The 20,807-nt window shown below is 61.6% G+C and carries 21 protein-coding genes; 2 read left to right on the top strand and 19 right to left on the bottom strand.

Annotation, left to right across the window (positions count from 1 at the left end; genetic code table 11):
- Positions 1–103, bottom strand: a 103-nt coding sequence (locus tag QZS13_RS02365) for an AbrB/MazE/SpoVT family DNA-binding domain-containing protein (protein WP_295585176.1), incomplete at its 3' end; no start/stop codon positions are given.
- Between the two features lie 250 nt (positions 104–353).
- Here QZS13_RS02365 and QZS13_RS02370 point away from each other — a divergent pair.
- Entirely contained in the window at positions 354–2,243 is a 1,890-nt protein-coding gene (locus tag QZS13_RS02370; protein ID WP_295585039.1) for an LTA synthase family protein, read from the top strand.
- Positions 2,244–2,281: 38 nt separating this feature from the next.
- On the opposite strand, the gene QZS13_RS02375 is transcribed toward QZS13_RS02370, so the two are convergent.
- From QZS13_RS02375 to QZS13_RS02405, 7 genes are all read right to left on the bottom strand, one after another.
- On the bottom strand, positions 2,282–4,834 hold the full coding sequence (locus QZS13_RS02375; RefSeq protein ID WP_295585041.1) for an HD domain-containing phosphohydrolase: 2,553 nt from the start codon (positions 4,832–4,834) through the stop codon (positions 2,282–2,284).
- Positions 4,831–6,435 (bottom strand): GH3 auxin-responsive promoter family protein, encoded by a 1,605-nt coding sequence (locus tag QZS13_RS02380; protein ID WP_295585043.1) that lies wholly within the window; start codon positions 6,433–6,435, stop codon positions 4,831–4,833. The genes QZS13_RS02375 and QZS13_RS02380 overlap by 4 nt, the downstream gene beginning before the upstream one ends.
- Before the next feature lie 13 nt (positions 6,436–6,448).
- Positions 6,449–6,994, bottom strand: a complete 546-nt coding sequence (locus QZS13_RS02385) for a hypothetical protein (RefSeq protein WP_295585045.1) — start codon at positions 6,992–6,994, stop codon at positions 6,449–6,451.
- Positions 6,995–7,262: 268 nt separating this feature from the next.
- Positions 7,263–9,086 (bottom strand): excinuclease ABC subunit UvrC, encoded by a 1,824-nt coding sequence (gene uvrC, locus QZS13_RS02390; RefSeq protein ID WP_295585047.1) that lies wholly within the window; start codon positions 9,084–9,086, stop codon positions 7,263–7,265.
- A gap of 81 nt (positions 9,087–9,167) precedes the next feature.
- On the bottom strand, positions 9,168–9,431 hold the full coding sequence (locus tag QZS13_RS02395; protein WP_295585049.1) for an HPr family phosphocarrier protein: 264 nt from the start codon (positions 9,429–9,431) through the stop codon (positions 9,168–9,170).
- A 270-nt stretch (positions 9,432–9,701) separates the two neighbouring features.
- Positions 9,702–10,235 (bottom strand): rubrerythrin, encoded by a 534-nt coding sequence (rbr, locus tag QZS13_RS02400; RefSeq protein ID WP_295585051.1) that lies wholly within the window; start codon positions 10,233–10,235, stop codon positions 9,702–9,704.
- Between the two features lie 26 nt (positions 10,236–10,261).
- Positions 10,262–10,651: a transcriptional repressor gene (locus QZS13_RS02405; RefSeq protein ID WP_295585053.1), complete on the bottom strand. Its 390-nt coding sequence runs from the start codon at positions 10,649–10,651 to the stop codon at positions 10,262–10,264.
- 165 nt (positions 10,652–10,816) lie between these two features.
- Here QZS13_RS02405 and QZS13_RS02410 point away from each other — a divergent pair, with 165 nt between their 5' ends.
- On the top strand, positions 10,817–11,224 hold the full coding sequence (locus QZS13_RS02410; protein ID WP_295585055.1) for a hypothetical protein: 408 nt from the start codon (positions 10,817–10,819) through the stop codon (positions 11,222–11,224).
- A gap of 54 nt (positions 11,225–11,278) precedes the next feature.
- On the opposite strand, the gene QZS13_RS02415 is transcribed toward QZS13_RS02410, so the two are convergent.
- The 11 genes from QZS13_RS02415 to hisG form a co-directional block, all read right to left on the bottom strand.
- Positions 11,279–11,932: an HAD family hydrolase gene (locus tag QZS13_RS02415; protein ID WP_295585057.1), complete on the bottom strand. Its 654-nt coding sequence runs from the start codon at positions 11,930–11,932 to the stop codon at positions 11,279–11,281.
- 117 nt (positions 11,933–12,049) lie between these two features.
- The gene (locus QZS13_RS02420; protein ID WP_295585059.1) at positions 12,050–12,880 is read right to left on the bottom strand and encodes a PHP domain-containing protein; all 831 of its coding nucleotides are present in this window, start codon (positions 12,878–12,880) and stop codon (positions 12,050–12,052) included.
- On the bottom strand, positions 12,877–13,521 hold the full coding sequence (gene hisIE, locus QZS13_RS02425; RefSeq protein ID WP_295585178.1) for a bifunctional phosphoribosyl-AMP cyclohydrolase/phosphoribosyl-ATP diphosphatase HisIE: 645 nt from the start codon (positions 13,519–13,521) through the stop codon (positions 12,877–12,879). Before hisIE ends, QZS13_RS02420 begins: the two co-directional genes overlap by 4 nt.
- 48 nt (positions 13,522–13,569) lie before the next feature.
- Entirely contained in the window at positions 13,570–14,325 is a 756-nt protein-coding gene (gene hisF, locus QZS13_RS02430) for an imidazole glycerol phosphate synthase subunit HisF (RefSeq protein ID WP_295585061.1), read from the bottom strand.
- Positions 14,319–15,038: a 1-(5-phosphoribosyl)-5-[(5-phosphoribosylamino)methylideneamino]imidazole-4-carboxamide isomerase gene (gene hisA, locus QZS13_RS02435; RefSeq protein ID WP_295585063.1), complete on the bottom strand. Its 720-nt coding sequence runs from the start codon at positions 15,036–15,038 to the stop codon at positions 14,319–14,321. Before hisA ends, hisF begins: the two co-directional genes overlap by 7 nt.
- A 58-nt stretch (positions 15,039–15,096) precedes the next feature.
- Complete coding sequence (locus tag QZS13_RS02440) at positions 15,097–15,567, bottom strand: pyridoxamine 5'-phosphate oxidase family protein (RefSeq protein ID WP_295585065.1); 471 nt, start codon at positions 15,565–15,567, stop codon at positions 15,097–15,099.
- An 11-nt stretch (positions 15,568–15,578) separates the two neighbouring features.
- Entirely contained in the window at positions 15,579–16,190 is a 612-nt protein-coding gene (gene hisH / locus QZS13_RS02445; RefSeq protein ID WP_295585067.1) for an imidazole glycerol phosphate synthase subunit HisH, read from the bottom strand.
- A gap of 11 nt (positions 16,191–16,201) precedes the next feature.
- Positions 16,202–16,789, bottom strand: a complete 588-nt coding sequence (hisB, locus tag QZS13_RS02450) for an imidazoleglycerol-phosphate dehydratase HisB (RefSeq protein ID WP_295585068.1) — start codon at positions 16,787–16,789, stop codon at positions 16,202–16,204.
- A 12-nt stretch (positions 16,790–16,801) separates the two neighbouring features.
- Complete coding sequence (gene hisC, locus QZS13_RS02455) at positions 16,802–17,860, bottom strand: histidinol-phosphate transaminase (RefSeq protein WP_295585070.1); 1,059 nt, start codon at positions 17,858–17,860, stop codon at positions 16,802–16,804.
- Complete coding sequence (gene hisD / locus QZS13_RS02460; RefSeq protein WP_295585072.1) at positions 17,857–19,155, bottom strand: histidinol dehydrogenase; 1,299 nt, start codon at positions 19,153–19,155, stop codon at positions 17,857–17,859. Before hisD ends, hisC begins: the two co-directional genes overlap by 4 nt.
- Positions 19,152–20,729: an ATP phosphoribosyltransferase gene (gene hisG / locus QZS13_RS02465; RefSeq protein ID WP_295585075.1), complete on the bottom strand. Its 1,578-nt coding sequence runs from the start codon at positions 20,727–20,729 to the stop codon at positions 19,152–19,154. The genes hisD and hisG overlap by 4 nt, the downstream gene beginning before the upstream one ends.
- Positions 20,730–20,807: the final 78 nt, after the last annotated feature.

Below are 20,807 nucleotides of genomic sequence, written 5' to 3' on the forward strand. Positions count from 1 at the left end.
CCAGCGGGTCCCCTTCCCGGATCCGCATAGTGCGGCGGATCTCCTTGGGAATCACCACACGTCCCAGGTCGTCGATCCGGCGCACAATACCAGTTGCTTTCATATCGAAAACTCCTTTTGTCTTTCAGATTGCAGGGCTCTCTCCTTGGCAAAAGATAGTATCCGCAGGATTTTTCCCCCTATGCGGCGCCTCTCTTGGTTTCATTTGGCAGTTTTTCCTGCCGCCCGGCCCGGGCAATTTCCCCGTACACTTGCTTTTTTCGCAGAAAAACGTATAATAACCTATATTCTTTACAGAGGTTTTACATTACATTTCTCACACCTCATCACTCCATGCAGAAAGGATCAATACTTTGAAAGCTTCACACTCTCTGCCCAAAGCCCGGCTGCCGCTGCCGTGGACCCTGGTGCTGATGGTGGCGCTGGCCGGATGCATCACGCTGCTGGCCCTGTGGTGCCAGCCCAACGCGCTGCGGACCGTTCTGGGCATCTTTCGGGCCCAGCCCCTTCTGATCGTGCTCAACGCGCTGCCCATCGGACTGCTGGTGGTGATTTTCACCTGTCTCTTCCGCAACGTGTTCTACGGTGCCGCCCTGGTCAATCTCTTCGTATGCGTGCTGTCCATTGCCAACCGCATCAAGCTGGAAGTCCGGGATGAGCCGGTGTTTCCCCGGGACTTTGCCCTTTTGAAAGAGGTAGGCAGCGCCATGGGGTCCTACGACATCCAATACCCCATGGGCACCATCGCCGTGGTCCTTCTTTTCACCCTGGGGCTGGTGGTTTTGGGCGTATTTATCGGATGCAGGCCCTTTCCCCTGTCCCGCCTGCGGGGCTGGGTGGGCCGGCTGCTGGGCGCGGCGGGCGGCGCAGCAGTGCTGGCGGCACTGCTTCTGACCGTCTACGCCTCCGACGATCTTTACAACAGCTTCCGCGTCTCCAACGCCTACTACATTCCCTCCGTCTTCAATGAGCTGGGCTTCCCCTACTGCTTCTGCCACCAGTTCACCACCTATCCCATCGACCGGCCCGATGGCTTTGACAAAGCCACGGCGGCCTCCTGGGAGACCGGCGATCAGCCGGGCCAGGGGCAGAACGTACACCTCATTATGGTCATGGACGAGGCCTTCTCCGATCTGACGGATGACCCCGCCTTTACCTACACGGAGGAAAACGACCCCCTGCCCAACCTCCACGCCCTGGAAAACGGCCCCCACGCCATCAGCGGCCATGTGGTCGTGCCCGGTTTTGCCGGCGGCACTGCCAACACGGAGTTTGACGTGCTCACGGGCATGCAGACCAATGCGCTCTCCGCCTCCACCACCTCCTCGTTCCGGGTGGTGAACCGGAACTTGGACAGCGTGCTGCGGGTGTTCGCCGAAGACGGCTACCACACCTCCTTCTTCCATCCGGGCGACGATTGGTTCTACAACCGGGAAAACGTCTACGACTGGTTCGGTGCCCAGGAGACGGTCTTTGTGGACGAAATGGAGAATCCGGAGTACAAGGGCCGCTGGGTGACGGACGACTACATGGCCGGCTTTATTGAGGACAAGTTCGAACAGGCCGTGTCCGAAGGCCAGCTTCTGTGCAACTACACCACCACCATCCAAAACCATATGTCCTACACGGCGGATAAATACGGCGAGGATTACGTTTACCCGCCGGTGGAGACAAACGCCCAGCTGACCGACGATGTACGCACCATGCTGGAGGTATACATTGAGGGTGCCCGGGACGCGGACGCCATGCTGGGCCGCCTGGTGGACTACTTCTCCCAGACGGACGAGCCGGTGGTGCTGGCCTTCTGGGGCGACCATCTGCCTTACTTGGGTGACAATCAGCTGGCTTATGCCCAGCTGGGCTCTGAGGTGGCCCTGCCGGAGTCGGAACGGGAGGACACGCTCTGCTCCTACGAGACTCCCTATGTGATCTGGGCCAACGACGCCGCCGCCCAGGTGCTGAACTGGGAGGACGCCGTGGAGAGTCTGGATCTGCCCCAGACCAACCGGCTCTCCGCCAGCTTCCTGGGCGCCGCGCTGCTGGAGCTGACCGGCCGGGGTCAGGAGAGTCCCTGGTTCTCCTTCTTGAACCAGCTGCGGCGGGAACTGCCCGTGGTGCAGAAAAAGACCTATATGACCATGGACGGCACCTTCACTTCTCTCATCACCAGCTCCCAGCAGGAGATGATCGACAAGTGGCGTCAGTGGAGCTACTACAAGCTGCGCTACAAGGATGTGGAATAAAAAAAGAGGACTTCCGGATGGAAGTCCTCTTTTTTGCTTCAGACTCTGCGGGCCGCCGCCTGGGGCGAGAGGGGGATGCTGCGGCTGCGGATCAGCTGGATGAACGTCTTGGCGAGCACCGGGTCAAACTGCGTGCCGGCGCCCTTGCTCAGCTCCTCCAGTGCGTATTCCAGAGGCAGTCCGCTGCGGTAGGGGCGGTCTGTGGTCATGGCGTCAAATACGTCCGCGATGGCCAGACACCGGGCCGAAACAGGGATTTCCTCACCGGAGATGCCCCGTGGGTAGCCCCTTCCGTCCCAGCGCTCGTGATGGCCCAGCACCGCCGGAATCAGATAGTCCATCTCCGGCAGGTGGCGGATCATCTCGATGGAGCTGTTCACATGGTCCTTCATGACCCGGTACTCGGAATCTTCCAGCTTCCCGGTCTTGTTTAGGATGTTTTCGGGGATGGAGATCTTGCCGATGTCGTGGAGCAGTCCCGCCGCGTAGATGGTGCGGACCTGGTCGTCGTTGAGTCCGGCGGCCACCGCCAGCGTGGCGGCGTAGCGGGCCACGTTCTTGCTGTGGGCGTAGGTATAGTGGTCCTTGGCGTCGATGGCGGCCGTCAGCGCGGAGATCATGGACAGGGCGGAACGGTACTCCCCGTCCCCCCGCTCAATCCGGTCCACGATGGCGTCAGTCCGCTCCGCCAGGTGCTGGGGCACCAGGTCGGAAGCACCCCGGAAAATGACGATCTGGTCCTTGCCGCCCTGCTTGGCGTTGTACACCGCAAGGTCGGCGTTGTCCATCAGCTCCTTGGCGCTGGAGGCCGCATAGGGTGCCGAGCAGATGCCCACACTGACGGACAGGGGCTTGAGCCGCTGGCGGTCCGGCTTCTGGTTGATCCGTGCCACCCGTGTCTCGATCTCCCGGGCCAGGGTTCTGGCCCGCTGGGTATCCTGCAGCGGCAGCAGCACGGCAAATACCTTGCCGCTGGTGCGGAACACGGTTCCGCCCTCGCCGGTGCTGCGGGTGATGGCCTCGCCGATCCGGCACAATGCCGCGTCGCCCTCCCCCACGCCATAGAGCTGGTTGTAAAGCTTGAAGTCGTCCACGTCGATATACATGAGCGTCAGGCACTCCCTGCCGCAGGACTTGAACTGCTCTTCCAGCTGCTCGACAAAAAAGCGATAGTTGTAGACACCGGTCAGCGGGTCGATCCGTGCCTCCCGGAACATTTTCTCGTAGAGGGCCGCGTTTTTCATGGCGATGGAGGCAATGGAACTGACCGTCTCCAAAAAACCGATCTCCACGGCGTTGAAGTTCCTGCCCCGCTCCTTGGCGGACAGCAGCAGCAGTCCCACAATCTCATCACCGTCCCGCATGGCCGCCACACAGTCAATGTTCAGCCGGCGGAACAGCTCCTTTTCCGTCTCCCAGACGGACAGATACCGGGGACTGTTCCGGAACTCCCCCACAATGAGATAGCTCTCCTGCTCTTTGAGATAGGCAATCTGGGGGCTGTCCTTGGAAATGGAAAACGACAGCGTAGCCAGGGGGCTGGAGCAGTACCGGGCCTGGTACTTGTCTCCCTCCAGCAGGCAGATATACATCTGCTCAATGGGGATCTCCCGGGAGACGACCTGCCCCAGCTTTTCCATGATATCCGCAGTGCTCAGGGACTGGGAGATCTCCGCAGAGAAGTTTTTCACCAGACGGCTCTGCTGCTCTTCCCGGGTGAACATGGCCTCCAGCAGCCGCCGCACCAGAAGGTAGGCAGCCGCCAGGACGCCGGCAAAGGCCACCGACACCACCGTGGTGGCCACCCGCTCCCCCAGTCCCAGCGTTCCTTGGGCAAACATCTGCATGGGAGAGATGAAGTTGGCGGCGGCCAGGATACAGATCAGCGCCAGCACCAGTGCCAGCAGGGAACGGGACACCACCAGCGTCAGCCGGAACATGCGCCGCTTGTAGAGCGCATACATCAAAAGCAGCGCAAAGATAATGCCGGCCAGGGCGTCGAAGGGGAAGGTATTGCCCGGCAGACCCACCTGCAGCAGGTTGCCCGCCAGCATCACCAGCCCGCCGGTGACGATCACCTGGATGCCCGGCGAATGGGCTCCCTGCTCCCGCATGACCTTCATAAGAAGCAGCGCCGTGGCGCCAATGATGGTCACAAACATGACACAGGGGATGACAATGTGCCAGTCCAGACTGTAGGTAAAGAGGGTGGAGCCGTCGGGCATGACCACCGGCGTGGGCGGCTTGAGATAAAAGCCACTGATGGTGCCGGGGATGATAGCCAGGGTCCAGACGGTGAACACTGTCAGCAAAAAGCGGCCCTTCTGCCTGGAGAAGGTGTGCACGAAAAAGTAAAAGAACAATTCCATGCTGAACAGAGCCACCAGAGAGACCTTATACCAAAAGGTCATATCCGGCCACATCTGCAGCCGCATGAGGATGGACCCGCCGGACCACAAAATGGCATCCAGCAGCACTGCCAGAAACGCCCAGATCTCCGGGGTCTTTTTCGTGGCCAGGAACGTGACGAACATCAGCAAAAAGCAGCTGAACGCCGTGATGTTGATATACAGGAAAGGGATGTCGGTCACGGTCTCACGCCCCCTTCCCGTCCGGTTCCGGTCTGCTGGCGCAAAAGGCCCATGATATCCAGCATACCGGGGTTGATCCGGGGCAGGCGGGTACCGATCTTCTGCTCGTAGCCGGCAATGGTGCCGTATTTCAAAATGGTAATCTGCAGAGGCTCCATGTTCAAAAGCTTCTTCAGATCCCCGTAGTCGCTGTCAAAATACTTGAAGTACAGGCTCAGATGCTCCGTGAGCACCGTACGGGTCACCACCTCGCTGGCCTGGGCATCCGGCGGCAGCTCCACATACATGTGCAGGAACGGGTCGTCGTTTTCATTGAATTCCTTTTTCAGCACCCAGTCCCCCAGCTCCAGGCGGCTCAGGCGGATGACCTCCTGCATGGAGGAGGCGGTGATACGGGTAAAGCCCGCAATGTCGATCACGTCCGGCACCCGGTCCACAAAGGTCAGCCGGGGCAGCTGCCCGCTGCCGGCGCTGAGGCAGTGGTACATATCCCCGATGCGGTAGCGCATGAACGCGCCCCCGTGGAGCACGGAGAGCACCAGCTCATAGGTCTCGCCGGTCTGGATCTCGTCCATGAGGCAGGTGCGGGGCTGGTACGTAGGATCGGCCAGATTGCGCCGCATCTCCGATTCGGGGATGAACTCATAGAAGCAGGCATCCGGGAAAAACACCATGCCCCGGTGCTCCCAGTTCTCCGCACCGATGCAGGTGGACTCCGTACCGGCCGCCAGCTCCACCGGAGCGATGCCCCAGGCCCGGGTCAGACGGTCCCGGTAGCACTTGGCGTCCGTTCCGGCGAAGAAAAACGCCTTGAGCCGGAACACATCTCCCGGCATGATAGACCGTCCGTCCCGCCGGCTGACGTATTTTGCCCGCAGGTAGCGCACGGCGTTGCCCGGGGACACCTTCATGTGGTGGCCCCCGCCGCCGCTGCTCCTGCCGAAGCTCTCCGTAATGTAGTTGGCCACGGAGCCGATGCCGAAGAAAAAGTCCACACCACCGCTCATGGCCATGGCAAATCCCTTTTTGATCCGCTGGCTGAAGCTCAGAGCCGAATTGGTGTTGGAATCCGGCAGCCAGGTAAAGCGGATGTCCTCATCAAACAGGGAGGGCATCAATCCCGTGGCATAGGGCAGCGGCGCACCGCCGTACAGAATGCGGTCGCCGGCCTTTAGATCGAAATCGCCCTTTTTCCTGGCGGTGGCCATCATCATGGTGGCCAGCAGGTTGTGCCGGTAGGTGTCCAGCATACTGCGGGTATAGGGCGCCAGCTTGATGGGGCGCAGTCCGCCCTCCCAGGTGGTCTGAATCCACACCGCCGGCTCGGCGCACAGCATCTCCGCCCGCTTGGGCAGCAATACGTCCGCATAATCGGCATAAGTGGTCAGCGGCAGCATCTCCCGGAGCTCTTCAATGGTGTGGGGCTGCTTCCCCCGCAGCAGGAGCTTTCCGATGCCGCTCTCGCTCCAGAGCGTCAGCTGCTCTTCCATCAGCCGGCGCTGGGTGTACATATAATCAGCAAGGCTCATGTCCAAAAAGCCGCAGTACTCCTGCCAGAGCTGTTCATGTGGATATTTCTTCAGCTTATCCTCAAAGCGCATGAGCCCCACCTCCTTATCTCACATTCCGAAACGCGCGGATACTGTCCCTGCTGGGAAGCAAAAACGGTGTGACGGCCTGATAGGCCTCATACCCATCCAGGCGCTCCGGAAACACACACCGATCCTCAAATGCCACAAGTCCCACATTCAGTCCGCTCAGCACCACCGCCTCCCAAAGCGGCAGTCCCGTTGCAGCGGACAAGCAGACATACAATCCGGCAAACCACAGCACACCCGGATGACGGCACAGCGCATACACTCCCGTGGTGCATGCGGCGCGCTTTTGTCCGGGCCGGGCATAGGATGCCTCCACCGGCAGGGCAAAGAACAGCGTATACACCAACAGCGCCAGGAATGCCGCCGCAAGCACAAAAAGCAGGCCCCGTATCCACCCGGAAGCAAGGGGCGTCCCCCGCCGGGCATCCAGGGCCGTGCCGGACACCAGCAGCAGCACCCCCAGGGGAAAGCAGAACTTCAGCTCCCTGCGGGACAGCCGCCAGTCATTATAATCACTGAGAAAAAACAGGGCAAAGGCAGCAATGCCCAGCCAAAACCCCATGGGTCAGGTCCTCCATCCGGCTGCAAAGCCGTACACAATTCCACAAGATTGACTATTTTTCCCTATTATACAAACTTTCCTGTATAAATTCAACAAATTTCCCCTCGACGTTTTTCACAAATCGTATGCATCGAGCATTTATACAAGATATGGGAATCTATGCATCTCAAAAGCCCAATTTCTTGTATATCCCTTTCATTCTGCCAAGATAGCTGCCGTTTTTTTACTATTGTGCACAACCGCTCCGTCAAAACGCAGACAATACGGTTCACGTCTGAGGATGGAAATGCCGGTATACCGCCTCTGCTGTAGGCCGGGGTACGATGGCCGCCAGTGTCTCCACGTCCGCCTCCCGGATGGCCTTGACCGATCCCAGTGCGCGGCGCAGGGCCTCCTTGCGCTTGGGACCCACGCCGGGGATATCATCCAGGGCGGAGCGCAGCGTGGAGCGGGTGTGGCTTTCGTGGTGGTAGGTGATGGCAAAGCGGTGGGTTTCCTCCTGGATCTGTCCGATCAGGGCAAACACCGCCGGGTTGGCCGTCAGGCCGATCTCCCGACCCTGGGGCGTCACCAGCGCCCGGGTCCGATGGCGGTCGTCCTTGACCATGCCGAACACCGGCACCGTCACTCCGAAGGCATCCGCCACTTCCTGGGCAGCCCGGGCGTGGGTTTCGCCGCCGTCGATCAAAAACACGTCCGGCAGCGGCAGGAATTTCTCATCCCCGTCCGATGCCCGCTGGAGCCGGCGGCGCAGCACCTCCTGCATGGAGGCGTAGTCGTCCGGGTGGCCCTGGAGCTCCTTGATGCGGAAGCGGCGGTAGGCCGAGCGCAGGGGCCGCACGCCGCTGTAGACCACCATGGACGCCACAATGTCGCTTTTGCCGGTATTGGAAATGTCGAAGGACTCCATGCGCCGGGGCGGCTGCCCCAGTCCCAACAGGCCAGCCAGCAGCGTCAGGGTGTGGGCCACCCGCTCTTCGGCTGTGGTGGCCCGCTCCGCTTCCTCGGCGGCATTGCGCTGGGCCATGTCTCGAAGGTCCGCCTTTTCCCCCCGCTGGGGCACATGGACCCAGACCTTGTGTCCGGCCCGACGGGTCAGGACCTCTGACAGGCTCTCACACTCGCCGGTGTCCACCGGGAGCAAAATCTCATGGGGCAGCACCGCCCGGGGCAGGTAGTACTGGGCCGTCAGGGCGGAGAGCATCTCCGTCTCCTCTTCCTCGATGGGTGCGGTAAACAGCTCCGTCTCCCGGCCCGTCAGGTTTCCGTTTTCCATGTGCAGCACCGCGTAGCAGCACTTGCCCGCTCCCCGGTACAGTCCCCAGATGTCCGTGTCGGCGCAAAGGCCCGCAATGACCGTCTGTTTTTTGCTCAGGGCGCCGATGGCGTTGATTCGGTCCCGGATGGCAGCCGCCTGCTCAAAGTGCAGTGCCTCCGCCTCCGCCTCCATTTCCGCCGTCATATCCCGCAGCAGCTGCCGGGACTTCCCCTCCAGCAGCTGGCAGGCCTGGTCGATGCGCCGGTTGTACTCCTGGGCCGTCATCTCCGGACGGCAGAATCCGTCGCACCGCCCCATGTGAAAGTTGAGGCAGGGCCGCTCGGCGCCGATATCCCGGGGGAAGCGGCGATTACAGGTGGGCAGACGCAGCGCGGCAAACACCGCGTCCAGGGCCTGGCGGGTCTCATACCGGCCGCCGAAGGGGCCGAAGTACCGGGCGCCGTCATTGGCGTACCGGTTGGCCAGGGTAAAGCGGGGATACGGTTCCCGGGAAAGGCGCACAAAGGGATAGCCCTTATCGTCCTTCAGGAGGATGTTGTATTTGGGGCTGTGGCGTTTGATGAGGGAGTTTTCCAGCACCAGCGCCTCAAATTCACTGGTGACGAAAATCGTATCGAAGTGGTCCACCTGGGAGACCATCTGCCGGGTCTTGGCCGTGTGGGAGGCGCTTTCCTGAAAATACTGGCTCACCCGGTTTTTCAGCTTCTTGGCCTTGCCCACATAGATCACCTTCCCGGTCTTGTCCATCATGAGGTACACACCGGGAACCAGCGGCAGATCATTGGCCTTTTGCCGCAGCTCGTCCTTTGTCATGGCCGTCTCCTTTCCACGCCCGAAAAAAGTAAAAAAGAGGCTCCGCAGATCGCGGAGCCTCCCATGGGGTTCGTTTGAACGTTATTCGCCGAAGTTGTCCTTGACCAGCTCCACCAGGGCGTTGACCGCCTCTTTCTCGTCTGCGCCGTCGGCAATCAGCGTGATGGTCGTGCCCTTCACAATGCCCAGGGACAGCACACCCAGCAGGCTCTTGGCGTTGACACGGCGGTCTTCCTTTTCCACCCAGATCCCGCTTTTGAACTCATTGGCCTTCTGAATAAAGAAAGTGGCAGGTCTTGCATGCAGACCTACTTCGTTGTTAACGGTAATCTCCTGTGTATACATGATGCAGCTCTCCTTTTCTATACCAAGTCAGACTGAACAGCTTCGCATAGCAAGTCAAATTACTATCCTTATCATACCTGCTTTTGCTGGCCGCGTCAACGGCGTTTTTCACAAACATTTTAAAATTTCCCCGGGCCGGGAATTTTTCATTTGGTAGTTTAGCCCATTTTCCGCTGGTTCTATACGGGTTCTTTGGTGTTTTTTTCACCACTTTACCGCTTTTTATAAAAAAAGAGCCGCCGGCAGCCACCGGCGGCTCGCAAATGAAGATCAATAGTTCTCAGCCTTGATCTGGAAGTAGGCCTGGGGGTGCTTGCACACCGGGCACACAGCCGGGGCGCTCTCCGCCACCTCCACATGGCCGCAGTTGCGGCAGAACCACATGACCTTCTCGCCCTTCTTGAAGACCTCACCCTTCTTCAGGTTGTCCAGCAGCTTCAAATACCGCTCCTCATGGGTCTTTTCAATCTTGGCCACACCCTCGAACTGGGCGGCCAGGGCCAGGAAGCCCTCCTCCTCGGCGGTGCGGGCCATCTCGGCATACATCTGGGTCCACTCCTCGTTCTCGCCGGCGGCAGCGGCCACCAGGTTGGCCTCAGTGTTGCCGATGCCGGAGAGGGCCTTGAACCACAGCTTGGCGTGCTCTTTCTCATTGAGCGCCGTCTCCTGGAAGATGGCGGCGATCTGCTCGTAGCCTTCCTTCTTTGCCTGGCTTGCGAAATAATCGTACTTGTTGCGGGCCTGGGACTCCCCCGCAAATGCCTTCCACAGATTGGCTTCCGTCTTGCTGCCCTTGAGTTCCATGTCTGTTTCCCCTTTCAAAAATAGATTTAAGTGCTTCCCTGCTCCGCCGCACAGGCGGGGCAAAGTCCGAAAAAACACAGGCTGTGATACTCCACCACCCGTCCGTCCCCCGATGTCAGGGCATCCAGGGACGCATCGTAGGCAATGGGCAAATCCGACACGGCGCCGCAGCGCACGCAGCGAAAATGGGTATGGGGCTGGGTGACTGCGTCAAACCGGGCTACAGGTCCCGGCAGTTCCATGATCCGTCCCTCCTGGGCCATCTGCCGCAGGTTCCGGTACACGGTGCCCAGGCTCAGCCGGGGCATTTGGGGTTTGAGGTGCTCATAGACCATCTCGGCGGTGGGGTGCTCCGCCGTAGCACAAACGGCCTGATAAATCTGCTCCCGCTGGCGGGAAAATCGGCGCTCCTGCATATCCCGCCTCCTTAATTGTAATAATTACTGATATTGTTATAGCACAACTTTTTGAAATGTGCAAGTATTTTTTCAGTTTTTTCCGCTGCTAATTTGCAGCGGAGCGCAAACAATACCCTTGGGTATCGCGCAACGATTCTTCCCGAAAAAGGAGGAGCAACTACCTTGAAACGAGCTCTTGCACTGTTTGGCGCGGCGCTGCTGGCGGCGTTCTGTCTGACCGCCTGCGGGCAGGATCAGAAGAACGACTCCAACAGCACCAACGACGCCGTCCTGAACGGGACGGATGAAAAGGAAAACACCCACGGCGACGGTCTGATGGGTGACATGGTCCAGGGCACAGAGGACCTGGCCGAGGACGCCAAGGACGGCGTGGAGGATGCAGCGGAAGGCGTGGAAAAAGGCGTGGACGATGTGACCGACACCGCCGAAAACGCCGGGAAAGCCATGAAGCGGTCCGTGGAGGAAGGCGGTGTTTCCTATGGGGAAATGCTGGATAACGCCCGCGTCCACGACACAGACGGCAATCTGAACGACCACGAAAACGCCGTGACCCCCGGCTGGGACGGCTGATTCCTGCGCCGGAAAAAACAGGACGGGAGATACTCCCGTCCTGTTTTTCCCGTTTTATGCCTGCAAAATACATGCTTCCAGTTCCAGCGGTGTGTCTGCCAGGAAATCTGCGCCGGCCTCCGCCAGCTCCTGCCGTTCCCGGAAGCCCCAGGTGACACCGCAGGCGCAAAGCCCGGCGTTATGTCCCGTGTGGATATCCACGGCGCTGTCGCCCACAAACAAAGTCTCCTGTTTCTCCGCACCCAGCAGGGCCAGAATCTGCTCCACCCCGGTGGGGTCCGGCTTCACCGGCACACCGGGCAGTTTCCCCCGCACCAGATCAAACACGCCGTCAAAAAAGTGACGGATGATTACCTGGCTGAAGTCATCGGCCTTGTTGGAATACACCGCAAGACGCAGTCCTTGCTCCTTCAATCGCTTCAGCAGCGCCGGAATGCCGTCGTAGGGCGCCGTCTTGTCCAGATTGTGGGCGCCGTAATAGGCGGAAAACTGCCGGAGCGTCTCCTCCAGCCGCGCCGGGTTCCGGCAGTCGGCCGGAGAGAACCGGGAAACCAGATTGGGAATGCCGTGGCCCACCATGTGGCGGAACTGATCCACCGTATACTCCGGCCAGCCGTTTTGCCGGCAGACCCAGTTGCCCGCCCCCGCCAGGTCCTCAATAGTATTCAAAAGTGTGCCGTCCAGATCAAAAATCACTGTTTTGTACATATGCTGCTTCCCTGCCTGTTCCGTTTGTTTTTTCACATTGTAGCAGGCGCCGCTTCCACCCACAAGAGACAAAGCGACAAAAAAGCCGCCGGACCGGCGGCTTTTTTCATGGGCTTCTCATGCAAGCGGACACAGTTCCACACCGGCGGCAGTCAGAATGGCCGTCTCGGCAAAGCCCGCGGTCCGGGCGATCTCGGATGCCTGTTCATAGCCGAAGAGCAGATGCTCCTTTCGGTGGGCGTCGGCCGTCAGGATGATGTTTCCCCCCATCTCCCGCCACTCCCGCAGCAGGAAGAGGGCCGGATAGGGAGCAGTCCGGTACCCCCGGGAGACGCCGCCGGTGTTGATCTCCAGCAGCGTTTTGTCCGGATCGGTCCGGTGCAGGGCCTCCAGAGCCGCGGCACGGTACCGGGGCGATTCCTCGTCAAAAAAACGGCTGCCGGCGTTGAGCTTGGTAATCAGGTCGATGTGGCCGAGAATGGTGGGCCGCCGCTCCGCCACCTGGCCTACCGCCCGGAAATAGCCCTCGGTCACCGCCAGGGCGTCCCCGCCGAACATCTCGTCCCGGCAGGCGGCAAACTGTTCCGCGCTCCAGTCCGCCGCGTAGTAGACGCCCTCCGCTGAGCGCTGGTAGTGGACGCTGCCGATCCAGTAGTCGAACCCCTCCGGCGTCACGTCCGACCAGCTGTCCCACTCAATGCCCGAGAGCACCTCCATCCGCCCGGCATACTGCTCCCGCACCGCCGCGATGGCCGCCCGGTAGGCGGTCATATCCCGGGGCAGCACCGCCCCGGCATCGGAGGGGATGGGCGTATGCGCATGGCAGGAAATGCCGAAATATTGAACGTTTTGCGCACTGGCAGCAGCAGCCATGGCCTCCAGCGGGTCCCGTCCGTCGCAGAAGTCCGCGTGGTTGTGGACGGAGCAGCACCAAGGCGTCCGTTTCATTGCATCCGCTCCTGCTTGACCTTGTGGTCTACCACGTGGCGTTTTTCCAGCTCCGCCGTGATGTCCTGGACGGAGATGCCCATCTGCACCATCAGCACCATCACATGGTAAGTGAGGTCCGCGATCTCAAAAATGGTCTCCTCCTTGTCCTCCTTGCGGCCGCCGATGATGACCTCCGTGCACTCCTCGCCTACCTTCTTGAGGATCTTGTCCAGTCCCTTCTCAAAAAGGTAGCTGGTGTAGCTGCCCTCCTTGGGCTGCGTTTTGCGGCCCTGAATGAGCCGATAGAGGCCCTCGTAGCTGAAGGCCTTGAGCTCCTCGGAAAGATACACCGGCTGGAAAAAACAGCTCTCCGCTCCCGTGTGGCAGGCGGGGCCGTCCTTGACTACCTCCACCACCAGGGCATCGGCGTCGCAGTCAGCGGTGATGGACACCACATGCTGCACATTGCCGGAGGTCTCCCCCTTGCGCCAAAGCTCCCGGCGGCTGCGGCTCCAGAAGCAGGTGCGGCCCTCGTCAATGGTGATGGCCAGGCTCTCGGCGTTCATGTAGGCCAGTGTCAGCACTTCCTTGGTATAGTGATCCTGCACGATGGCGGGAATCAGCCCGTTTTCGTCAAATTTCAGTTCCATATCGTATATCTCCGTCTTAATATTACAATTTGTATTGGAATTCGTCCCGTTTCACGGTCACAGCCGCATCTCCACACCCCGCTCCCGGAGGAAGCGCTTGAGGTCCTTGATGTCCACCTGGCCCGTGTGGAAAATGGAGGCAGCCAGTCCCGCGTCAATCCCGGGATGGGTGAAGAGGGCGGCAAAGTCCTCCATCTTCCCGGCCCCGCCGCTGGCGATGATTGGCACGTCCACCCGGGCAGCCAGGGCGTCCAGCATCTCCAGGTCGAAGCCCTGCTTCACACCGTCGGTATCGATGGAATTGAGCACAATCTCGCCTGCGCCCGCCGCCACGCCCCGGACAGCCCAGTCCATGGCATCGATGCCCGTATCCTCCCGGCCGCCCTTGGCAAAGAGGCGGAAGTGCCCCTCCACCCGCTTGACGTCCATGCTGAGCACCACGCACTGGTCACCGTACCGCTTGGCCGCCGCACCGATGAGGGACGGGTCGGCAATGGCGCCGGAGTTGACGCTGACCTTGTCCGCTCCGCACTTGAGGACCCGGTCAAAATCCTCCACCGTACGGATGCCGCCGCCTACGGTCAACGGGATGAACACCTCCGAGGCCACCGCCCGCAAAATGTCCGTAAACAGCGCCCGGCCCTCAGCGGAGGCAGTGATATCGTAGAACACCAGCTCGTCCGCTCCGGCGGTATTGTAGAACCGGGCCATCTCCACCGGGTCCGCCATGTCCTTCAAACCCTGAAAATTGGTCCCCTTCACTACCCGGCCGTCCTTGACATCCAGGCAGGGGATGATCCGTTTGGCTAACACAGGCCCTCCTCCTTTAAAACCGTTTTCAGATCCAGCCGCCCCGTATAGAGGGCCTTGCCTAGAATGGCCGCGTCTACCCCCATGTCCCGCAGGCGCCGCAGCTCCTCCAGGCTGGAGATGCCGCCGGAGGCGGTGACGGACAGCCCCTGAATCTGCACCAGCTGTTCATAGAGAGGCAGGTTGGTGCCCTGCTCCGCTCCGTCCCGGGAGATGTCCGTATAGATGACGGTGCCCACACCGGCGTCCCGGAGGCGCCGGCAGAAGTCCACGCCCTTCTCCCCGGACGTCTCCTCCCAGCCGCTGACGGCCACATACCCGTCCCGGGCGTCCACGCCCACGGCGATTTTCTCTCCGTAGCGCCGGGCCATCTCCTTTGTAAAGTTAAAGTCCTTCACGGCAGCAGTCCCCAAGATGCACCGGTTGACGCCCATGGCGAGATACTGCTCGATGCGCTCCTGGGAGCGGATGCCGCCGCCCACCTCGATGTAAAGCCCTCCCTGACGGGCCAGGGCGGCAATGCTCTCAAAGTTTTCGGCGGTGCCGGACCGGGCGCCGTCCAGGTCCACTACATGGAGGTATCTGGCTCCGGCTTCCAGGAAGTCCCGGGCCACGGCACAGGGGTCCGTGCCGTAGACGGTCATCTGGTCGTAATCTCCCTGGTACAGCCGTACCACCTGTCCGCCCCGCAGGTCGATGGCGGGAAAAATTTGCATAGTCTGCTCCTCTCCGCCGCATCCAGGCGGCGTTCTCACGGGACAAAACGTCCCTCTGTCAAAGGTGTTCCTTGCAGGAGATGGTCTCCACATCCAGCCGGAACACGCATACGCTCTCCAGCATCCGCCGGTCAAACGTCCACGTTTCCCGACCGGTGCACTGGCGCATAATGGCCGCAAGCCCCTCCCGGCACTCCTCCGGGGACTCCACCACCGTTACCGTACCCGTGCCGATGATGCTTTGAAACGCGGCGGAATAGCCGCAGGGAACCGTGCTCTCGTGCAGGCAGTAACCGGTATCCATCTCGAATCCGGCCCGCCCGTACCGCTCAATAAGTGCCAGCTTGCGCCCCTCCCGGGCTCCGTGAAAGTAAAGGGACCACCGGCCGTTCCGCTCCAAAAGTCCAAAGTGGAGCGGTACCACGTATACCTCGTCTCCGTCCCGGAGTCCCAGACGGCAGCAGCTGCATCTAGATGCAATCTCCCGGATTCTGCCCGGGTCTTTCACTTCCCGATCCTCTCGCCGCATATGCGCTCTCCTCACAGCTCCCCGAAAGCCTTCAGAATCCGCAGTCCCGTGTCTCCGGACTTCTCCGGGTGGAACTGGGTGCCCCACACGTTTCCGCGGCGCACCGCGCCGGTGACGGCCACGCCGCCGTACTGAGACACGGCCAGGGTGCTCTCGGCGCAGCGGCGGGCGTAGTAGCTGTGGACGTAGTAAACATATTCGCCCGGCTCCACATACCGCAGCAGCGGGTCCGCCCGGCGGATCTCCAGGCTGTTCCAGCCCATATGGGGCACCTTGCAGCTCTGGTCCGTCAGGTCCTCCCGCAGCGGCGCCACCTCGCCGGTGATGAGTCCCAGTCCCGGGTGCTCGCCGTACTCAAAGCTCCGGTCAAAGAGCAGCTGCATCCCAAGGCAGATGCCCAAAAGGGGCTTCTTCTCCGCCTCCTCCAGCAGCACTCCCGTCAGCCCGGAGTCATCCAGCCGGGCCCGGGCATCTCCGAAGGCGCCCACGCCGGGCAAAATGATCCTCTCTGCCCGACGCAGCACCTGGGCATCGGCACTCACCTGGGCCTCCAGGCCCAGATACCGCAGGCTGGAGCACAGGGAAAACAGGTTGCCCACACCGTAATCCACAATGGCAATCATGACGTTCCTCCTTACAAAAGGCCCTTGGTGCTGGGAATTTCCCCGGCATGCTTTTCATCCAGGGCCACAGCCTCCTTCAGTGCCCGGCCGGCCCCCTTGAACGACGCCTCCAGAATGTGGTGGGTGTTCTCCCCGGCAAGCTGGTAAAAATGCAGCGCCCCGGGGCAATGGCGCACAAAGCCCAGCCAGAACTCCTTGGCCAGCTCCGTGTCGAAGGTACCCACCTTGGCGGCAGGCAGCGTCACGTTCCAGCCCAGATAATCCCGGCCGGAGAGATCGCAGCCCACCAGCACCAGCGTCTCGTCCATGGGCAGCAGAAACTGCCCGTAGCGGCGGATGCCCCGCTTATCCCCCAGCGCCTTGGTAAACGCCTGGCCCAGGGCGATGCCCACGTCCTCCACCGTGTGGTGGTCGTCCACCTGGGTGTCCCCCCGGCAGGTGAGCGTCAGGTCAAAGTCGCCGTGGCGGGCAAAGAGGGTCAGCATATGATCCAGGAAGCCGCAGCCGGTGTCGATTTGGCCCACACCGGTGCCGTCCAGGTTCAGTTTCAGGGAGATCTTCGTCTCCAGGGTGTTGCGCTCCAATGCCGCAGTTCGCATATGATTCCTCCTTTATCCCAGCAGGGCCGACGCCGCAGCAACCAGCGCTTCCATCTGCTGCCGGCTGCCCACGGTGATGCGGACGAAGTCCCGGGTGCGGGGGCCGTCGAACCAGCGCACCAGAATGCCCCGGTCCTTGAGTCCCTGGTACAGGGCCTGTCCGCCCAGGCGGGGCGGCTTTGCAAACAGGAAGTTGGCCGCCGAGGGCAGCACGAAAAAGCCCAGATCCTCCAGGGCCGACGCACTCCACGCCCGGTTTTCCCGGATGGCGGCGCAGCAGCGAACAAAGTAGTCGGTGTCCTCCATGGCCGCCACCGCCGCCGCCATGGACAGCCGGTTCACATTGTAGGGGTTGAAGCTGTACTTCACCCGGTTGAGGCCCTGGATGAGCTCTGGGCTGCCCAGGGCAAAGCCCACCCGTCCGCCGGCCAGGGAGCGGCTTTTGGACATGGTCTGCACCACCAGGAGATTATCGTACTCCGCAATGAGGGAGACACAGCTCTCGGCGCCGAAGTCCACGTAGGCCTCGTCCACCACCACGACCCGGTTCCGGTCGGACTCCAGCAGACGACGGATATCCCCCGGCGGCAGGGCAAGGCCCGTGGGGGCGTTGGGATTGGCGATGAACACGGTGCCGGGGAAGGCCATATAGTCCTCCACCCGCAGGGAAAAGTCCTCCCGCAGGGGAACGCGGGTAGCCTCCAGGCCGAACAGCGCCGTCTGGGCCTGGTAGAACCCGTAGGTCACATCGGCGTAGGCCACGCTCTTTCCCTGGCCGCAGAAGGCCCGGAAGGTAAAGGCCAGGATCTCGTCAGAGCCGTTGCCCGCCAGGACGTTCTCCTCTTTCAGCCCGTAATACCGGGCAATGGCCCGGTGCAGCGCGGCACAGGTGGGGTCGGAGTAAAGCTGGAGCGCCTGGGCGTCCGCCCCGGCCACCGCCTTGGCCACCGCCGGAGAGGGCGGGAACGGGCTTTCATTGGTGTTGAGTTTGATGTATTGCTGATCCCGGGGCTGTTCGCCGGGGGTATAGGGTGCCAGACGCGCGGCCTCCGGAGAGAGAAAACGGCTCATGACTGTGCCTCCTTGTTCAGTTGATCCGCCCGGGCACATACGGAGCGGGCGTGGGCCTCCAGCCCCTCCCGCCGGGCAAACTCCGCAATCCGGGGCGCCGCATCGGCCAGGGCCTGGGGGGTGTAATAGAGAAAGCTGGAGCGTTTGCAGAAGTCATCCACTCCAAGCGGGCTGGAAAAACGGGCGGTGCCGGAGGTGGGAAGCGTGTGGTTGGGACCGGCAAAGTAGTCGCCCAGCGCCTCCGGGGCGCTGGAACCCAGGAACACGCTGCCGGCGTTTTTTACCAGAGGCAGCAGAGCGAAGGGGTCCTGCACACACAGCTCCAGATGCTCCGGTGCGATGCGGTTGGCTGCCGCCACCGCCGCTTCCAGGCTGTCCGAGAGCAGGATCTTCCCGCCGCCGGAGAGGGCCTTTTCCACAATGTCCCGCCGGGGAAGCGTGGCGGACTGTACTTCCAGCTCCCGCTGCACCTGCCGGGCAAGGGCCGGACTGGTGGTCACCAGCACCGCGCAGGCGCGTATGTCGTGCTCTGCCTGGGAGAGAAGATCTGCCGCCACACAGCGGGCGTCGGCACCCTCGTCCGCCACCACTAAGATCTCGCTGGGCCCTGCGATCATGTCGATGCCCACCTGTCCGAACACCTTGCGCTTGGCAGTGGCCACATAGATGCCGCCGGGGCCCACAATTTTATCCACCGCCGGAACACTCTCAGTCCCATAGGCCAGTGCCGCCACCGCCTGGGCACCGCCGATTTTGAAAATTCGGTCCGCGCCGGCGATCTTCGCCGCCGCCAGGGCCTCGTCGCTGATGTTGCCCGTCTTGTCCGGCGGCGTCACCACCACGATTTTCTCCACGCCGGCAATGCGGGCGGGGATCACATTCATCAAAATCGTGGAGGGAAACGCCTCCGGGCTCCGGGGAACGCACACACCCACCCGGGCGATGGGCGTATACCGCTGGCCCATGACGATACCGGGGCGGTCCGTGATGACAAAGTCCTGATGTACCTGACGGCTGTGGAAGGCCCGGATGTTCTCCGCCGCCTGCCGGAGCGTCTGGCGGAACGGCTCATCCAGCCGCTCCCAGGCCGCCTCCAGCTCCTCCGCCGTCACCTCCAGCCCATCCAGCTCCGCTCCGTCAAACTGTCGGGTATAGCGGCGCAGCGCCTCGTCGCCGTTTTGCCGCACGTCGGCAATCACCGCGTCCACCGCGGCGCCCACGTCCGCCTCCTGCCGGATGTCCCGGTTCAATATCTGCTCCGGCGCCAGATTGTTCAATTCGTAAATGGGAATCACTGCTCCGTCACCTCCGCCAGTTTCTGCACCAGCGCGTCGATGCGCGCCCGCTTGAACAGATAGCTTGCCCGGTTTGCAATCAGCCGGGCAGAGATGGGCATAAACTCCGTGATGACCTTCAGGTCGTTTTCCCGGAGGGTGGTGCCTGTCTCCACAATATCCACGATCACATCGCTCAGCCCCAGAATGGGCGCCAGCTCGATGGAGCCGTTGAGCTTGATGACATCAATGTCCCGGCCCAGACCGGCGTAGTAGTCCTTGGCGATGTTGACGAACTTGGTAGCTACCCGCAGCGTCCTGCCGGGGTCGTCCGTAAAGTCCTTTGGCCCCGCCACACACATGCGGCACCGGCCCAGGCCTGTGTCCAGCAGCTCGTAGACGTCCGCTCCGGACTCCGTCAGAATGTCCTTGCCCACAATGCCGATATCGGCGGCGCCCCGCTCCACATAGATGGCCACATCGCTGGGCTTGACCAGGAAATACCGGATGCCCGCCGCGGGGTTTTCCACCACCAGCCGGCGGCTGTCGGCGTAGCCCTCCGGGCAGCCGCAGCCCACACCGGAGAGCAGGTCGTAGACCTTGTCGCCCAGGCGTCCCTTGGGCAGCGCCACACTGAGCATCTCCCGCCCGTCGGCCCGCACCGGCGATGCGTCCAGGCTGTCCAGCTCATCCAGGTACAGGGCAAACCCGATGGCCCGGGCGCCGGGCCGGAACTGTGCGGCCAGGGGGTCATACCGTCCGCCCTTGAGGACCGCGCCGGGCACCCCCAGCAAATACCCCTGAAGCACCAGGCCGTTGTAGTAGTCCATATCGTTGACCAGCGCCAGATCCAACCGCAGAGACTCCGTCTGGCCCCGGGCCTCCAGTGCGCCGCAGACCGTCCGTAGCTCCGCCAGTGCCCCGCCCATGGCGGCATTGAGGGCCATGGGCTCCGCCTGGGAGAGTACCTGCTGCCATGGGCCGCTTAGAGACGTCATGCGGCACAGGGCATCCGTTCCCTGGCGGGACAGCCCCGCCGCCTGGGCCGCCTTCCGCAGCTCGTGGGCGTTTTTGTCCCGGATGCACTCCAGCAGACGGCTCCGGGTCTCCTCCGGCGCGCCCACGGCGTCAAAGAGGCCGGTGACAAAGCCCATGTGGCTGATCTCCAGCACAAAGTCCCTCTCTGTCAGCGCCAGGCTCTCCATGGCCAGCGACACCGTCTCCGCCGTGACCGCATCGTCCACGGCGCCGATGCACTCCAGACCCATCTGGCTGATCTCCCGGAAGGTGTGGCTCTCCCCGCTGGGACGGTAGACGTTTTCCAGATAGTAGTAGCGCCCGCAGCTTCCCGGCTCCACCGGAGCATTTTTGGCAATGGAGAGGGTCACATCCGGCTTGAGCGCCAGCAGCCGCCCGTCCAGGTCCGTAAAGGTGATGACCTGTTCACTGGGCAGGAAACGGCGGTTTTCCCGATAGAGTCCGTATTCTTCAAATCGACCCATATGGTATTTTTGAAAGCCCGACTGTTCGTAGCGCATCCGCAGCCGCAATGAAAGCCGCTCCTGTGGCTTGAGCATATTCAGATCCAGTTCCATGGTATCCCCTCCCGGCCCCTCCGGGCCCTTGTTGTCGCGCTCTATTTTACTTTATTTTATTAGCAAAGTAAAGTGGTA

Source organism: uncultured Oscillibacter sp. (assembly GCF_900546705.1).
Classification (GTDB): domain Bacteria; phylum Bacillota; class Clostridia; order Oscillospirales; family Oscillospiraceae; genus Oscillibacter.

What these genes read in the sequence shown, in the direction of transcription:
- QZS13_RS02385 (WP_295585045.1), bottom strand. Translation starts at nt 6,994, where the DNA reads ATGGGGTTTTGGCTGGGCATTGCTGCCTTTGCCCTGTTTTTTCTCAGT.
- QZS13_RS02415 (WP_295585057.1), bottom strand. Translation starts at nt 11,932, where the DNA reads ATGTACAAAACAGTGATTTTTGATCTGGACGGCACACTTTTGAATACT.
- hisG (WP_295585075.1), bottom strand. Translation starts at nt 20,729, where the DNA reads ATGGAACTGGATCTGAATATGCTCAAGCCACAGGAGCGGCTTTCATTG.
- hisH (WP_295585067.1), bottom strand. Translation starts at nt 16,190, where the DNA reads ATGATTGCCATTGTGGATTACGGTGTGGGCAACCTGTTTTCCCTGTGC.
- QZS13_RS02380 (WP_295585043.1), bottom strand. Translation starts at nt 6,435, where the DNA reads ATGCGCTTTGAGGATAAGCTGAAGAAATATCCACATGAACAGCTCTGG.
- QZS13_RS02395 (WP_295585049.1), bottom strand. Translation starts at nt 9,431, where the DNA reads ATGTATACACAGGAGATTACCGTTAACAACGAAGTAGGTCTGCATGCA.
- QZS13_RS02420 (WP_295585059.1), bottom strand. Translation starts at nt 12,880, where the DNA reads ATGAAACGGACGCCTTGGTGCTGCTCCGTCCACAACCACGCGGACTTC.
- hisB (WP_295585068.1), bottom strand. Translation starts at nt 16,789, where the DNA reads ATGCGAACTGCGGCATTGGAGCGCAACACCCTGGAGACGAAGATCTCC.
- uvrC (WP_295585047.1), bottom strand. Translation starts at nt 9,086, where the DNA reads ATGACAAAGGACGAGCTGCGGCAAAAGGCCAATGATCTGCCGCTGGTT.
- hisA (WP_295585063.1), bottom strand. Translation starts at nt 15,038, where the DNA reads ATGCAAATTTTTCCCGCCATCGACCTGCGGGGCGGACAGGTGGTACGG.
- QZS13_RS02405 (WP_295585053.1), bottom strand. Translation starts at nt 10,651, where the DNA reads ATGCAGGAGCGCCGATTTTCCCGCCAGCGGGAGCAGATTTATCAGGCC.
- QZS13_RS02440 (WP_295585065.1), bottom strand. Translation starts at nt 15,567, where the DNA reads ATGCGGCGAGAGGATCGGGAAGTGAAAGACCCGGGCAGAATCCGGGAG.
- rbr (WP_295585051.1), bottom strand. Translation starts at nt 10,235, where the DNA reads ATGGAACTCAAGGGCAGCAAGACGGAAGCCAATCTGTGGAAGGCATTT.
- hisC (WP_295585070.1), bottom strand. Translation starts at nt 17,860, where the DNA reads ATGAGCCGTTTTCTCTCTCCGGAGGCCGCGCGTCTGGCACCCTATACC.